13 protein-coding genes and 1 other RNA gene are annotated in these 15,419 nt (G+C 41.9%); 10 read left to right on the forward strand and 4 right to left on the reverse strand.

Going from position 1 to position 15,419, the window contains the following annotated elements; genetic code table 11:
* The first annotated feature begins 113 nt into the window (after positions 1-113).
* Positions 114-2,174 (forward strand): ATP-binding protein, encoded by a 2,061-nt coding sequence (locus ACFSYC_RS14735; protein WP_377129169.1) that lies wholly within the window; start codon positions 114-116, stop codon positions 2,172-2,174.
* Here the strand turns inward: ACFSYC_RS14735 and ACFSYC_RS14740 are convergent.
* Complete coding sequence (locus tag ACFSYC_RS14740) at positions 2,142-3,494, reverse strand: GH1 family beta-glucosidase (RefSeq protein WP_377129171.1); 1,353 nt, start codon at positions 3,492-3,494, stop codon at positions 2,142-2,144. The two genes, ACFSYC_RS14735 and ACFSYC_RS14740, sit on opposite strands and share 33 nt — an antisense overlap.
* A 287-nt stretch (positions 3,495-3,781) precedes the next feature.
* Here ACFSYC_RS14740 and ACFSYC_RS14745 point away from each other — a divergent pair, with 287 nt between their 5' ends.
* From ACFSYC_RS14745 to ACFSYC_RS14760, 4 genes are read left to right on the forward strand one after another with little or no spacing between them, the layout of a single operon-like run.
* Positions 3,782-4,249 carry a DinB family protein gene (locus ACFSYC_RS14745; RefSeq protein WP_377129173.1) on the forward strand — a complete coding sequence of 156 codons (468 nt, stop codon included), beginning with the start codon at positions 3,782-3,784 and terminating at the stop codon, positions 4,247-4,249.
* A gap of 6 nt (positions 4,250-4,255) precedes the next feature.
* A complete protein-coding gene (locus ACFSYC_RS14750; protein WP_377129175.1) occupies positions 4,256-4,666 on the forward strand; it encodes a hypothetical protein in 411 nt (136 codons plus the stop codon).
* On the forward strand, positions 4,666-5,310 hold the full coding sequence (locus tag ACFSYC_RS14755; protein WP_377129177.1) for an SCO family protein: 645 nt from the start codon (positions 4,666-4,668) through the stop codon (positions 5,308-5,310). The genes ACFSYC_RS14750 and ACFSYC_RS14755 overlap by 1 nt, the downstream gene beginning before the upstream one ends.
* Positions 5,307-5,726, forward strand: a complete 420-nt coding sequence (locus tag ACFSYC_RS14760; protein ID WP_377129179.1) for a c-type cytochrome — start codon at positions 5,307-5,309, stop codon at positions 5,724-5,726. Before ACFSYC_RS14755 ends, ACFSYC_RS14760 begins: the two co-directional genes overlap by 4 nt.
* A gap of 322 nt (positions 5,727-6,048) precedes the next feature.
* Here ACFSYC_RS14760 and tnpA read toward each other — a convergent pair whose 3' ends face one another.
* Positions 6,049-6,312: an IS200/IS605 family transposase gene (tnpA, locus tag ACFSYC_RS14765; RefSeq protein ID WP_377129181.1), complete on the reverse strand. Its 264-nt coding sequence runs from the start codon at positions 6,310-6,312 to the stop codon at positions 6,049-6,051.
* Positions 6,313-6,489: 177 nt separating this feature from the next.
* Between tnpA and rnpB the strand changes: the two genes are divergently transcribed.
* An RNA gene (gene rnpB, locus ACFSYC_RS14770) (RNase P RNA component class A) lies at positions 6,490-6,874 on the forward strand.
* A gap of 67 nt (positions 6,875-6,941) precedes the next feature.
* Here rnpB and ACFSYC_RS14775 read toward each other — a convergent pair.
* Positions 6,942-8,180 (reverse strand): glycoside hydrolase family 76 protein, encoded by a 1,239-nt coding sequence (locus tag ACFSYC_RS14775; RefSeq protein ID WP_377129183.1) that lies wholly within the window; start codon positions 8,178-8,180, stop codon positions 6,942-6,944.
* 280 nt (positions 8,181-8,460) lie between these two features.
* On the opposite strand from ACFSYC_RS14775, the gene ACFSYC_RS14780 reads away from it, so the two are divergent.
* Positions 8,461-10,155 carry an LIC_10190 family membrane protein gene (locus ACFSYC_RS14780; RefSeq protein ID WP_377129185.1) on the forward strand — a complete coding sequence of 565 codons (1,695 nt, stop codon included), beginning with the start codon at positions 8,461-8,463 and terminating at the stop codon, positions 10,153-10,155.
* Positions 10,156-10,173: 18 nt separating this feature from the next.
* Complete coding sequence (locus ACFSYC_RS14785; RefSeq protein ID WP_377129187.1) at positions 10,174-11,283, forward strand: acyltransferase family protein; 1,110 nt, start codon at positions 10,174-10,176, stop codon at positions 11,281-11,283.
* 125 nt (positions 11,284-11,408) lie between these two features.
* On the opposite strand, the gene ACFSYC_RS14790 is transcribed toward ACFSYC_RS14785, so the two are convergent.
* Complete coding sequence (locus ACFSYC_RS14790) at positions 11,409-12,608, reverse strand: PQQ-dependent sugar dehydrogenase (protein WP_377129189.1); 1,200 nt, start codon at positions 12,606-12,608, stop codon at positions 11,409-11,411.
* A gap of 180 nt (positions 12,609-12,788) precedes the next feature.
* On the opposite strand from ACFSYC_RS14790, the gene ACFSYC_RS14795 reads away from it, so the two are divergent.
* Both ACFSYC_RS14795 and ACFSYC_RS14800 read left to right on the forward strand, forming a co-directional pair.
* Entirely contained in the window at positions 12,789-13,880 is a 1,092-nt protein-coding gene (locus ACFSYC_RS14795) for an MBL fold metallo-hydrolase (protein ID WP_377129191.1), read from the forward strand.
* A gap of 200 nt (positions 13,881-14,080) precedes the next feature.
* Positions 14,081-15,403 carry a hypothetical protein gene (locus ACFSYC_RS14800; RefSeq protein ID WP_377129193.1) on the forward strand — a complete coding sequence of 441 codons (1,323 nt, stop codon included), beginning with the start codon at positions 14,081-14,083 and terminating at the stop codon, positions 15,401-15,403.
* Positions 15,404-15,419: the final 16 nt, after the last annotated feature.

Consider the following 15,419-nt stretch of genomic DNA (forward strand, 5'->3'; position numbering starts at 1 on the left):
CGTTAAAGGGTAATATAACTGCTAATAACCGCTCCAAATACGTTAAATTGACCTATCTGAAACTTTTATATAAAAAGCCAACAACTGCCACTTGCCTGCTGGGTACGTTGCTAATGCTGACTTTATTTTCGTGCAATCAAAAGTATGATACCCGGCCAGGTAACACGGCGGCATTTAAACGTCTGGCAGTATTTGTTGATACACTTTTTGCTACAAACCGTAACGCAGAGGGCATCCGTTACCTGGATTCGAGCTTTCGTGATATTAATAATCCTACAGTCTTAGATAAATACAAACTGTATGGGTTTCATTATTTCCATTACCAGAAACACTTAGGCGATAGCAAAAAAGCGACATTGTATGCAGATAAGATGCTAGCCATTGCTAACCAAAACCCGAAAAATCCGGAATACCCTGCTATGTTTGTTGATGCCAATTTTGCTAAGGGAGATGCATCATTTGCGCTACAACGATATGACGAAGCTTATCAGCACCTGTACGAGGGGTACGTGGTGGGCAGAAACAAATTAAATAAAACTATACTGTCTGATTATACCTACCGCATGGGGATGATCACTTATAAAATGGGGAGCTACAAGCTTGCTAAAGATTTTTTTAAAAAGAGTTATGATTTTTTGGTGATTAACCCTAAGGCTTTTGTGAGCTTTTACCACGCACAGGAGATTCTGGATAATATTGCCTTAAGTTATAAACATTTAAATCAAATAGACAGCTCGATTCACTACTTTGATAAATCGCTGCAGTTTATTAATCAAAATGCAAAATTTCATACTGACCGCTTTAATATGGTAATAAGGGCCCGCGGCGTGGTATACGGTAATAAAGCAGATGCATACTTGATTCAAGGCGATGATACGAAAGCCATCGACTTGTTAAAAAAGAGTATTAAAATTAACCTGCAAAAAGATTACGATAATAGTGATGCACTTTATAGCGAAGTAAAACTGGCCCGAATTTATGACAAGCAAAAACGCGACGATGAACTATTTGCTTTGCTGAGCGCTATTAATGAGCAGCAAAAAATTATTAACAGCCCTGAGGTTGAAGCCGACTGGAATAGCCTGATGAGCAGGTATCATCAACGCAAAGGCGACTTACGCAAATCACTGGCCCATTTGCAAAACTATAATACCGTTAGAGATTCAAACATCAGCCAACTTACCCGCCTAAAGGAAAGTGATATTGCCAAGCAAATTGAAAATTTTGAGAAGCAGCAGCAGATAGACCAACTAAGCGGCGACAACAAAACCCAGGTTATTTTACTTTGTGTAGCGGGGGTAGTAGGTGTAATGACGTTTGTCATCTTGTTTTTGATCTTCAGAAACTGGCGTCGTTCAAAAAAGGATGTTGAGACAGTAAACCTGCTTAACCAAAAGATAAACGAAAAAAACGGCGAGCTTGAAACGGCGCTTAATGACGTTAACAACAGCAGTCAGGAAAAAGACCGCATACTGCGCACCGTTGCGCACGATTTACGCAACCCTTTAGGTGGTATAGCATCATTAACTTCATTAATGTCTGCTGATGATTTGAATGAAGAGCAAAGAGAAATGATCAACCTCATTAAACAAACCTCTTATAATTCGCTGGAATTGATCAATGAGATTTTGGAAGCTACCAATACCGGCACCATCGAAATTAACCCCGAAGTTGTACAAATTAATTCGCTGGTAAATAATAGTGTCGAATTACTACGTTTTAAAGCGCTTGAAAAGGGACAGAAAATTTTCTTTGAACCTTTGACGGATTCGCTGGAACTGATCATCAGCCGCGAAAAGATTTGGAGGGTTATTAGTAACCTTATCAGTAACGCCATCAAATTTAGCCCTACCGGCGCACCTATTGTAGTTAAGGCTGTTAAAGATTTAAATCAGGTGGTGATCTCCGTCCAGGATAATGGTATAGGTATACCCGAAAAAATGAAGGACCAGATCTTTAACATGTTCACTGCCGCTCAGCGCCCGGGCACAGCCGGCGAAAAATCATTTGGCCTTGGTTTATCTATCTGCCGTCAGATTATGGAAAAATCCGGCGGAAAAATATGGTTTCAGGGGAGACCACAGGGCACCACGTTTTTTATAAGCTTGCCTATAACAGATGAAAACAGCGTAACTGCCAATTTACTTGAGCAGGTTAGCGTACCACAGGCCTGATGATTTTATAATACGCTGCTGTGTTTCAAAATCCACATATATCAGTCCAAAACGGGGGTGATAGCCTTCGGCCCATTCAAAATTGTCAGTCAGTGTCCATACAAAATAGCCACTAACTTTATTGCCTTCGTTTTTGGCGCGTAATACCTGTTGTAAATACTGCTCCAGGTACGCTACCCTTTTGGGGTCATGTACTTTATCATCAACCACCTCGTCGGCAAAGGCCGCACCGCTTTCTGTAAGGTAAATTTTTTTTATCTGCGGATACGCGTTGTATTTTTTCAGGATATGATAAATTGACTGGGGATACACCTCCCAGCCCATAGCGGTTAAAGGCACGTTACGCTTTTCGGCCTTAACTAACGAGGCGAAAATGTATGGTGTAAAAAATGAGTGCTTAACAAGCTCGCGCGTATAGTTTTGCAGGCCGATAAAGTCAAAATCAAACTTGGCGTTCTCCATATCACCGGGCTGAATATATTTTTCTAATCCTTTTAAAAAACCAAGTTCGGTGGGGTAACCCAAGCCTAACGCAGGCTCAATAAACATACGGTTAAGCAGGGCATCAACCCTATTAGCTGCTGAAATATCCCGCGGCTTGGCGCTGTAAGATTCAATGTGCGAGCATGAATAAGTGGTGCCTATCTCAGCATCAGGCAAGGCCCGGCGCAAAACTCTTCCTCCTTCAGCAATACTTAATACGGCGTGATGTATGGCGGGCACAAAGTTTTTTAGCCCTCTGCGGCCCGGCGCGTGGATGCCCAGGAAATATCCGGCTCCCGTAAATACTGATGGCTCGTTCATTACCATCCAATGTTTAACACGGTCGCCAAAAGCATTGGCACAAATTTTAACATAGTCGGCAAACCAGTCAACAACGGCGCGGTTTGTCCACCCTCCTTGTAGTTCAAGCGCGTGCGGCAAATCCCAATGATACAGGGTAAGCCAAGGCTCAACACCCTGCAATAAACAATAGTCTATCACCCTGTTGTAATGATCAATCCCCGCTTGGTTAACTTCGCCGGTGCCATTAGGTAAAATCCTGGCCCAGGCTATTGAAAACCTAAAATTGGGGATATTAAGTTGTTTAACAAGGTCAATATCCGCTTGATACCGGTTATAAAAATCGGTAGCGGTGTAGTGGTGATGATTCTTTAATATTTTGCCCTTTTTTTTGACAAAAACATCCCAAACAGACTCACCCTTACCATGCTGATCATGGGCACCCTCAATCTGTACGGCCGCCGTTGATACGCCCCATACAAAATCGTCGCCAAAAAGCTGTTTGTTTATTGTAGTACCCTGAATGTTAGATTCCATTAAATTGAGCTGCGCAACGCCCAAATTGTGTATTTAATTTGATAAAAGAAACGTAAAAAGAAAATAATTAGTGCATAAATGAAGATCGCATCGCTTTCAGGATCATCCACTCGCGTAAGCCGCTAAATAAATTGCTGATAAATTTCATAACGTTGATTTTTGTTATTACTAAAGTAGGCAGCACTTGTGTGCTTATAATGACGTTAATATTATGTTATTGTTAACCATGGCGTAACACGCTGCAGCAAATAATGTTTAATTTTGACGCTGCATTTAAGCCATACCCAATGAGAGATTATTTTAAACCGTTGTTTGAATACAATCGCTACGTTAATACCCAAATAGCTCAAAGTATAATTTCGTCTAGCCAACCGCAAAAAGCGCTCGACCTGATGGGCCACCTGCTTACTGCCGAACAAGTGTGGATACGCCGCTTAAAAGGTGAACATAAAATAGACATTGTGTTATGGCCAAAATGGCCGGCAACTATTTTTGTGGAGCTTATTGATGGCAATCACAAACTATGGACGGATTACCTGGATACGATCACCGACGATTATATTAAAAATCAATATATAAATTATCAAAACTTTCAGGGTAAAGAGTTTACTATGCGGGTTAGCGATGTTATTACCCATGTGATAAACCATGGCACCCATACTCGTGCCCAAATTGGTGTGCATTTAAGACACAACGGGGTTGAAGGTTTGCCGATAACAGATTTTTCGTACTACAAAACTACTATCACAGCTTAACGCATAATGAAAAAAATACTTATCGCAACCACGATATGCCTGGCATTTACGGCCTGCACCAACCCAAAAGCCGAAGAAAAAGTTGCCCTGGACGAAGTGATCAAAGTACACGACAAAGTGATGGGACGCGAGGACCAATTGATGCACAACAAAATGAAATTGGATACTTTATTCGGCGAAGCACAAAACGACGAAGCAAAGGCCAGAATTAAGAAATTAACGGCTAGCTTAGCTAAAGCTGATGCCGCAATGAGTGATTGGATGCAAAACTTTGAACCTGCGCCCGAAGGTAAAAATCACGAGCAGCTGATGAACTACTTCGCCGATCAAAAAAAACAGGTTAGCGCTGTCGATTCACTTTTTATAAAAGCTGTAAATGAGTCTACCCTATATTTAAAACCCTTCGAGAAAAAATAATGAGAAACCTAATATTAGCGAGCTTAGTAGTTACCCTGTTTGCTGCGTGTAAGGGCGCACCTGACACTTTACCTATATTTGGCAACCGCGAGCCGGTAACCAAAACCGTTGACGGTAAAACTGTTGTAGATACCGTCTATCAAACTATTCCCGATTTTAAAACTATAAATCAGCAAGGCGACAGCATCAGCAGTAAAAATTTGGACGGCAAAATTTACGTAGCCGATTTCTTTTTCACTACCTGCCCATCAATATGCCCTATAATGCACCGCAATATGCTCGCTGTTTACGAGGCATTTAGAACTGACGATAACTTTAAAATCATATCATATAGTATAGACCCAAAACATGATACCGTTGCGGTGCTTAAAAAGTATGCCGACAAATTAGGCATTACAGGCAATAACTGGTGGCTGCTAAATGGCAAAAAAGAAGAGATCTATACCCTGTCAAAAAGCTACCTGGTAACCACGCCTAAGGAGGATGAAAAAGAAAAATTCATCCACGACGGTTTTTTTATTTTAATAGATAAGCAAAAACGCATTCGCGGCTTTTATGATGGTACAGTAACCGAGCAGGTTACCAACCTGATTGCCGATATTAAAAAATTAAAGACCGAACCAGATCAAGCCAGCGCCAAATGAAACTAAAAGCAACAGCCATTATATGTTTTTTACTGGCGATACTGGTTTACAGCTGCGATACCGAAGCCGGTATTACCTTTAAGCGGTATTATACCACGGGCAGCATTGTATATCAAACCAAATGTCAAAACTGCCACGGCAAGGATGGGCAGGGCTTGTCGTCACTAATGCCACCGCTAACAGATTCGGCCTACCTGAAAGCTAACAAAAAGCTGTTATCGTGCTTTGTTAAATACGGCTTAAAAAACAAGATCGTCATCGTAAATAAAAAAGCTTACGACGGCGACATGCCCGCTGTAGACCTGGCTCCTATTGAAATTGCCCAGGTGCTTACCTATATTACCAACTCTTTTGGCAATAACCTGGGGTTAATTACCGGGCAGGATGTGGAAGTGGATTTGAAAGCTTGTAAGTAAACCGCATAGTAACATGTTGATATGGGCAGACGAATATGTTAGGCCCGCTCCATAGGAGCATCCTGTTTATAGAAATACAAGAGCCTGTAGTTTGGCTCCTTTAGGAGCCTCCTGATAAGAAACTACGAATCGATAAAATCGAACAAAAACCGTTCTTCAAACGGTACTTGAAACTTATCTAACAAATAAACATACTCTTGTTTGAATGTTCGTTTTTGATGATGAACTTCCTGGTTAAGCACATACTTGCCAACTGCATCGATATGTGATTGAGAATAAGAAAATACGCCGTAGCCCTCTTGCCACTTAAATTTACCTTTTATCAATTTTGGGCATTTATAAATTCATTGCTTTCCACTTTGATCTCCTTAACAAAATCAGAAATTGAAATAGTTGGTTTGAAACCCACAAACAGGTGCACATGATCGGGCATACAATTGATAGCTAGCATTTTGGCTTTCCTATTTTGCACCAATGTGGTAATATATTTATGCAACTCCTGTTTGTGATTTTGCGGAATAAGGCATTGCCGATTTTGCACTGCAAATACAAATTGTAAATAAATTTGCGAAAAGGTATTGGCCATGATAAGCTAAGTTATAAATTTCATATTATAATCTCGTAGGAATTATCTCAAAGGAAGCTCCTAAGGAGCTGATCTCATTATTTATTTTTCTATAAACAGGATGCTCCTATGGAGCCGTCCTTAGGCAAAAACACCCTTAGTTCAATAATATCATTCAACTAAAAACCTTACCTTTACAACGCAAAACGTTCTATCGCTGCTATTTATTTAGCGGAGGAAAGTCCGGGCAACATAGAGCATCCTGCTTCCTAACGGGAAGGCGCCCGCAGCGGGCGACAGCAAGTGCCACAGAGAATATACCGCCCTTTAGCAATATTGGGTAAGGGTGAAAACGTGAGGTAAGAGCTCACGGCTTTTCCGGGCGACCGGGATTGCGGTAAACCTCAGGAGTTGAAAAACCAAATAGGTCTTGAAAGTGGGGCGGCTCGTCCCCTGTCTCAACGCAAGTTGGGCCCGTCAAGATGGGTAGGTTGATTGAACCTGTCGGCAACGGCAGGGCCAGATAAATGATAGAAGTCGTCGCAAGGCGAAACAGAACCCGGCTTACAGATTTGCTGCTGATTAAAAAAGCCCCCGGTAACGGGGGCTTTTTATTTTACGGGCAAGTTGGTTTAGTTTAAGTATTTGCTTTAGCGATAAATGTATACACCATTCATCATGGCTACGCCGCCTGTGGTTTCAAAGGCGTTACGGCTGGTTTGTGCTGTTGGGGTTGTCCAAAGGTTCCACATTAAACCTTGTGCGTTGCGGATAGACCAGGCCTGGCCTGCGTTGTTGTCTAACCACGCACCATAAGTGCCAACAGTCCCGGTGTTTTTAACAAAGCGACAGGCCCAACGTGCAAAAATGCTTTTCATCCCTTGCGTATCGGCATTACCATTTTCGTCTTTTAAGATACCGCCTGATGTGATACACATATTGCTTTTAGCGTAGTCCATAGCTTTAGTGCCCATAGCCAGGTAACCACCAGAAGGGTATGGCGCTCTCATCAAATCGCAGGCACCAATAAAAGTACCCTGGGTGTATGATAACGGACCCTCGGTAATAACGCCAGAATTATTGATGGCACCTTTAACTTCGCCGGTTGACGCTACGTAAAGTTTCAGCACCATCCAATCCATAATTAACTTGGCTTTATCACGGTAGGCAACGTCACCCGTAGCTTGGTAAAGCAACAGCGCGCAGATAACCGCCGGAGCATTTACGCAGGTGTTTTTGGTATTGTTAGCAGTTGTCCAAAACAGGCCACCTCCATTTACAGATGTGTTCCATGCACGGTTCCACATCATGTTAAAGTTATTTTTGGCCATATCAAGCTGTCCGCCGTCGTTGGTGATCTTCCAGGCGCGAACGCACATCAGGGCACCCCAAACTATGTCGTCATTGTAGATATTGCTCGTCCATAGCGTGCCATAGCCATCGCGCACGCCGTTGTACAGGTATTGGATCTTGTCTTTAAGATCAGTACTTGGGTTAATGTCATAAGCGTCTATCAGCATTTCAATGGCTTCCTGTTGTGTCCAGAAATCCATGCGGCCTGTAGTGTGGCTTTCGTCTTTCCAATAATAGGCTTTAAACGATGGGCCGTAAGTACCATACTGATTGTAAAAACGGTTGTTGTAAACCTGCATAGCCACCAGCGCCTCGTTTTTGGTAGGCAAGGTAGCGAACGATTGATTGGTAATCTCGCCTGGCACAGTTAAAGCAGTCGCATCGCTGGCGGGCGCGGCGGCTTGCTCTTTTTTACAGCCGGTAAAAGTTAAACTAAGGCCTAAAGCGGCGATAGCCAAAATTTTTGTTTTTTGATTAAATAATTGGTGTAGCACGCCTTGGTTGGAGCGTTGGTTCCCAAAATTGTTTTTTCTCATAATGTAATTAATTAAATAGTTATTTGGTTTTAACTTGCACGTTCGGTTTATGCCTGGGGGCGGCCCATACGGTAACTTTAAATAATATGATTATAATTAGGTTCGGCTTGATAAGGCTTGGTAGTTATACGCAGGTTTAATTGCTTAGGTTATACTCTAACACCCTGATGTGCAAAAGGTTTGAGCTGAGAGGTTTGGTAACTAATAACTCCGCTAACTATGCCATATTAATAGATATTCGATAATTTTTTAGATATTCAATTCAAATTCAAACGCAAACTTGGTATCCGACGCTATAATTTTACCTTTTTTTTGGGTAATCACCTTTTGTTTTATCACTAGTATAGGATATGCCCTAACCCCGTTTAAAGCAGCTCGCGGTGTTTTGTCGCGTAACCTATTCACTTATTTTTGGTTTGGGCTTGGGCTGTGTATTATGTTTTTGCAAGTGTGGAACTTGTTTCTTCCCGTAAACTTTTACACTTGGGTAGGTCTGTTTCCTTTTGCCGTTTACGGAGCGGTAAAGATGTTTAGCGATAAAATATTACAAGACATTAAATATCCGGGGCTATTTCCACTTTTATTACTAATAGCCGTTTTTATATTCCTGGTCATAGCCAGTTTTGACAACCTGTTTAACTATGATACACTTGCTTACCAGTTTTATTCTATCAAGTGGCTTAACTCCTATCCGGCAGTTAAAGGCTTAGGAAACCTTTATAGTTTATTGGCATACAATCAATCGTATTTTCTATTTCCGGCTTTTTTAAATGCTGTTTGGGGCGGTTATAAGGGCGCATGTGCAACCAATGGCCTGTTGGCGCTGGTTATATGCACCGAAGTGATTTTTCAGAATACCAGGCACCTTGCAGGAAAAGAAAAATTAACGTTCCTGGGTATTTTTCAGCTCTTATTTTTGCCACTTTGTATCAATATTGGGGTGCAAAACCTAAGCAGTCCCTACCCCGACGTATTAGTTAACATCCTAACGTTTAAAGTATTGTCTGACCTTATTAAATGTATCGACAATAAGAAGATCGCCTTTCAGGATGTATTCATCATTGCTTTTTACTGTACCCTGGGTGTGGTAATAAAACTCAGCTTTGCTGGCGTAGCGCTAGGCTGTTTCTTGGTTTTGATAACGTTATCATTAAGCAGCAAGTCGCTAAATATTAGCAGCAGTTTAAAAGCAATTGCCCTATTCTCCCTTTTAATTATGCCATGGATGATCAGGGGTGTTATATCCAGCGGATATATCGGGTTTCCGGTCTCTATGTTTGGTTTTGATGTTGATTGGAAAATGCCTGTAAGGCTGTTGAAAGTTAATTCTGATTTCACGATAGGGTTTTCGCGCACTCATGTACACGGCTCCGTAGCATTGGCGGCAGCTCATGGCTACGAATGGCTACCGGGTTGGATCAAACGAACCTTTACAACTTTTGGCTTTTACATGCCTGTACTGATGTTTTTCGCCGTTTGCATTATATCAAAGTTCAGCAAAATCAAGCTCGGTAAGCTATTTATCATCCTTTCACCGGTTGGTGCATCAATTGTTTTTTGGTTCTTTACTGCACCCGACCTCCGGTTTGTTGTTTTCACCTTTTGGGGATTAGGCCTGGCATCAATAGCCTACTTTATTAGCGAAAGCGAGTATAGATGGCTTAAATTCTTTCCATTGGTTATTTACGCATTTTCGATAGCGGTAATAATTAAGAACTGGAATAACGATATTGCACCATTGGGCGATTTACCCAAACAGCAATTTACCATCATTACTACCAAATCAGGGTTAAAGATCAGGTACATTTCTGGCAACCCACGTAAAGACGATTGGCAAATAAGTGATTGTACCTTACCATGCACCGTATTTCCGGATACCAATATCATGTTAAGAGGCCGGGACATCAAGGATGGATTCAGAACTATCGACGATGAGTATAAAACGCCTGCGTTAAACCGTAAAACTAAGTACTAATACCCGCTATGATCAACTATGAACAAATCTTTTAATGCCTTTATAGTTAAGTTATTTAGCAAGATTGACACCGTACCTCAAGCGCTAAACCGCAATTACTACCCATCCATTGATGGCTTACGTGCCTTAGCTGTTTTACAGGTAATAGCCTTACACGTTTTAATATTTAAAAACGTAAATATCCCTTTTGATGACACCGTAGGGGTACATATATTTTTTATAATAAGCGGGTTTTTGATAACCACGTTATTACTCAAGGAGAAAGTAAAGTACGGGAAGATATCGTTTAAAAATTTTTATATAAGGCGTTTCTTACGAATATTACCCGTGGCTTATTTGTACTTACTGACGCTAATTATACTCAATCTTTTTTTTCATTTTGGATTGCCTTTCAAATCGCTGCTTACAAGCTTATTTTATTTAAACAATTTCCCTTTACCCACCACGTTACAAACCCACCATTTTTGGACACTGGCTACCGAAGAGCAATTTTACCTGGTAGCGCCGTTTTTGTTAATTGCAAACATCAATAGGTATATCAAATTAATACTTTTCTTAACCATCCTGGTACCTTTTATTGATTATGTAGGATTTAATAATGTGGGTGTGTTTTACAGTAACTATGTATTACATAAAATCACCTATTTACTGGTTTATCTTTTAAACTACGGCACCATGTACATTTTCGCGGGTAGCCTGTTTTCTATATTGGTTTTTAAGGGCGTTTTGGTGGTCGAGAAGTTTCAAAAAAGATACTTTCTAAGTACTCTGCTTTTCGTCCTGGCAATAGTAATGCACTGGATATTTAACGCCCATCCCATTTTGAAATACTTTGGCGCTTTGTGCTTTTCGGTTTTGATGGGGTTGGTTTTGGTAGTTAATCTCTATGAAAATAACTTTTTAACAAAACTATTAAGTACGCCCATTTTGGTTAAAATTGGGGTACTGTCTTACAGTTTGTATATATGGCAACAAATTTTTGTTGTTCAACCGCCATGGTTGGGTCTATTTAAATATTCGGATAATATATATTTGAACATACTGCTGTTGTTCATAGTCGCGTTTTGTTCCTACCACTTTTACGAGATTCGTTTTTTAAGATTAAAATCTAAGTTCAAAGCTAAATAGTGGTGGAATTTTGAGTGAGTAAAAAAAAATTGGTGATGAAAAATTTAAGATTAGTCTAACGCTGTGATAATAAAACTATAACGCATTTAACTAATCTTAAATCTTTCATCACCAATCTTCAACAACTATTGCTTAGCTATTTTATACAGCTTACCGCTGTCTGTACCGGCATAAATGTTACCGTCTTTACCAACAGCCATACAGCGCCAGCGTTCTTTTTTATCTTCAAGCAGGCGCTCTTCGCCAACTACCTTGTTGTGTTGTATCACCAAACGGATAATATGCGAACCGCTCAACGCGCCTACTATGAGGTTATTTTTCCACTCAGCTATGTTGCCGGTATAAAATATCATGCAGCCCGGCGATATAACCGGGTCCCAATAATAAACAGGCTGCACGGTCCCTTCTTTTTGTTGAATACCGTCATAAACCTTGCTGCCGCCGTACTCAATGCCGTAGGTTACAAATGGCCAACCGTAGTTACCCCCTTTTTGTATCAGGTTAATCTCGTCGCCACCACGCGGGCCAAACTCGGCTTCCCATAAGTCGCCCGTAACTGGGTTCATGGCAAAACCGTCCGGGTTACGAAAGCCCAGCGCGTAAATTTCAGGCTTAGCATCGGCTTTGCCAATAAATGGATTATCCGTTACTGGCTTTCCTTCTTTAGTAATGTGGATGATCTTTCCGGTAGTAGCGTTCAAATCCTGCGCTTTTACGCGGATATCGTTACTCTGGCGATCGCCGGAGCTGATAAATAGGTTGCCCAGCTTATCAAATACTATGCGCGACCCAAACTGGCCCCCACCCTTGTACCGCGGAAAAGCTTCCCAGATCACCTTAACGTTTTCTAACTTCGTTTCATCAGCAGATAATTTACCTTTAGCAACGGCTAGTGTGGCGCCTTCGCCGGGCTGGGCGTAAGTCCAGTAAACCATGCGATTTTTGGCAAATTGCGGGTCTACAGCCACATCAAGCAATCCACCCTGGCTTTGAAACTGCACTGCGGGGAAGCCTGTGATGGTTTTAACAACTTTGCCCGCAGTATTTACAATTTGCATGCTGCCCGGCTTGCCACTTATTAGTAACCTGCCATCAGGCAAAGCTGCAATACCCCAGGGGCCTGTCAAGTCGCTGTTAATTACGGTTGCCGTGTAGGCGGTTTTTGATTTTACGCTACCAATACGGGTTTGCCCTGCAAAAGCAGGCGGGTAATTGGTATTAGCTTTACTAGTTTCTACCGGTGCACCGGTTTGGGCCAGGGCTGCTGTGCTTACACTTGCAAACAGGGCTGCAAAGGCAAGGGGTTTATAAAATTTTGATCTCATAATTAGTCGACATTTTAAAATTGATGCTTGTAAGTTACAACCTTATAGCCTACTTGTTTTATTACAACGTGATTTTTACAGAAACGGCATAGGCGTGCAGATGCTATATGATCTGTTTTTACGTTTATAAAGATAGCCAGGCAAACTGTGTTTGCCATTAGTTGTTAGGGGATACAGGGGATGAAAAATAAATATATAGTACAAGGCGTATTAGGTTTAATATTGAGCGGACTGGCTGCCTGCGGCATTGTACGCTCGCTGGGGGAAAACCCGCAGGGCAATGACCTTAGCCGTTTAGACAGCTTGTCTAATTATAAGGATGGTTGGTTTCAGAACGATTCGGCACGGCCAAAGCTGTTAGGCCGGCATAATCCATTTATGGCCCTGGCGGGCCGCAGAGAGACGTTAAGACCCTCATATTCATTACCCTGGGTAAGTATTGACCTTAATAAACTGCCTGCCCCCGCCCCTACGCTGGTATGGTTTGGCCACTCCTCTGTGCTGATAAAAACAGAAAAGGCTAATATTTTGATCGATCCTGTTTTTAGCGACCATGCCGGGCCTGTACCCGGGCTTGTCACAGCTTTTAAAGGCACCACGCATTACCATGCCAAGGATATGCCCCCCATAAATGTGCTCATTATATCGCACGATCATTATGACCACCTGGATTACAACACGCTAAAAAAACTTAAAGATCAAATTACCCGCATCATCGCGCCCGTGGGCGTTGGCTCGCATCTGCGCTATTGGGGTTTTGATCCCGCCAAAATAATCGAGCTAAATTGGAACCAAACTATCGAACTACCCAATAACCTTAACATTACTGCCACCGCCGCCCAGCACCGTAGTAACCGTACTTATAAAGAGGAGAGTAAAACACTATGGGCATCATTTGTAATAAAAACGGGCGAGTACAAAATATTTTATAGTGGCGACAGCGGCTATGGCGGCCATTTTAAGCAGATAGGCCAAAAATACGGCCCGTTTGATTTGGCCTTGCTGGAGTGTGGCCAATATAGCCCCAACTGGCCCTGGACTCACCTGCAATTTGGCGAAACCGCACAAGCGGCCGCCGACTTGCAGGCCCGCATGATACAACCCGTACACTGGGGCAAGTTTGCCGAGGGCAACCACCCTTGGAACGAGCCTATAAAAATGCTTATCCCATCAGCAAAAAAGCTCGGTATCCCCGTAAACGCGCCCCGGATTGGCGAGCCGTACACCCTGGGCGACCCACCGAAGACTGCGGTTTGGTGGGATTTTGATTGATGTGTTGAGTCATTAACTCTGGCTTAGCGGTGTATTAACGGTGCATACCTCTCTTTTTTAAGAGCTAACCGAGCGGATTAATGGTGAACATTTTCTAATAAAGACGCCTTCACAACCGATAATTATTTCACTGCAGATTTTTTGCAGGGAGTGATTGTAATTTGGTATTACCATCTGTCTACCAAATTATTTAGGATAATATGAATAATACTATCGCTCAACCAAATGGATACTCCGTAAAGTACCTTCTTCAAAATAATTTAAGTTTATTATTAAATACGGCCCTGCTGGTCGCAATTTTACTGGTTTACCTGCCTGTGTTATCCAACCAGTTTCAGTTAGAGTGGGATGACCAGGTCATTGTTATTAACGATTACACAAGCGGCGGGCTAGGGCTTAGCAACCTATGGGGCATACTAACTGAGTTTTACGAAGGCCAGTACGCGCCTGTTAATCAGCTATCCTATACTTTACTGTACTCGGCATTTGGGTATAATCCGGCGTGTTTTCACGCGTTTGGCGTGTTAATTCATAGCCTCAACGTGTTGCTTGTGTTTAGTTTGATAAAGCAGATTTTAAAGGCAAGCAATAAGTTTGATGACAACCAGCGCTACATTATAGCGTTTACCACAGCACTGTTAATGGCTATACACCCTTTTCTGGTCGAATCAGTAGCGTGGGTATCGGCATCTAAGATTTTGTTGTATGCTTTATTCTATCTGTTAGGTCTCCATTATTACCTGCTCTATATCAAATCCAAAAAGATAAGTCATTACTTAATGACTGTCGTGATGTTTATTATCTCTTTTGGCGCCAAGGAGCAAGCGGTTATTTTGCCTGTTTGTCTGCTGCTAATTGACATAGTTTTTAATCGGGATATGAAAACTAAACAGGTATGGCTAGAAAAGCTGCCGTTGTTTATTTTGTCCCTGCTATTTGGATACATCACTATCCTTTCGCAAAGTGTCGCAGGCGTCGGCGTGCTGTCTGATAAGGCGGGCCATCCCTTTCATCACAACATTGCCTATGCCAGTTATGCTATTACAGAATACTGGGTTAAAAGTATAATACCGGTAAAGTTAGCTAACGTTTATTTTTTTCCCAACGCCATTGCCGACCCGCTACCTATCCGTTTTTGGATGTATCCTATATTATTGCTCATTGTAGGTGTCGGGTTTACAGATTTCTGGAAGAGAAAATGGATCATGTTCGGTGGCGGTTTCTTTCTTATCCATTTAGCAGTGGTCATCCACTTGATCCCGATTTCGAGATTGGCCATCATAGCCGACAGGTATGTATACCTGGCAGCCATAGGGGTGTTTTTCCTGATCGGGGTGGCCGTAAACCACCTCATTCAAAAAGACAGGTATAAACCTTTACTGTTGACACTAAGCTTAATCTATGTAGCCTCGCTTGCGGTGTATGCGCATCAATACAGCAAAAAATGGCATGACAGTGCTACGCTCAAGGTCGAGATGAAGGCGTTGTTTGAACGTCATCAGAAAGAAAATTATAAAAAATAATGCAAACTAATACCCT

This window comes from Mucilaginibacter antarcticus, assembly GCF_042686155.1.
Lineage (GTDB): Bacteria > Bacteroidota > Bacteroidia > Sphingobacteriales > Sphingobacteriaceae > Mucilaginibacter > Mucilaginibacter antarcticus.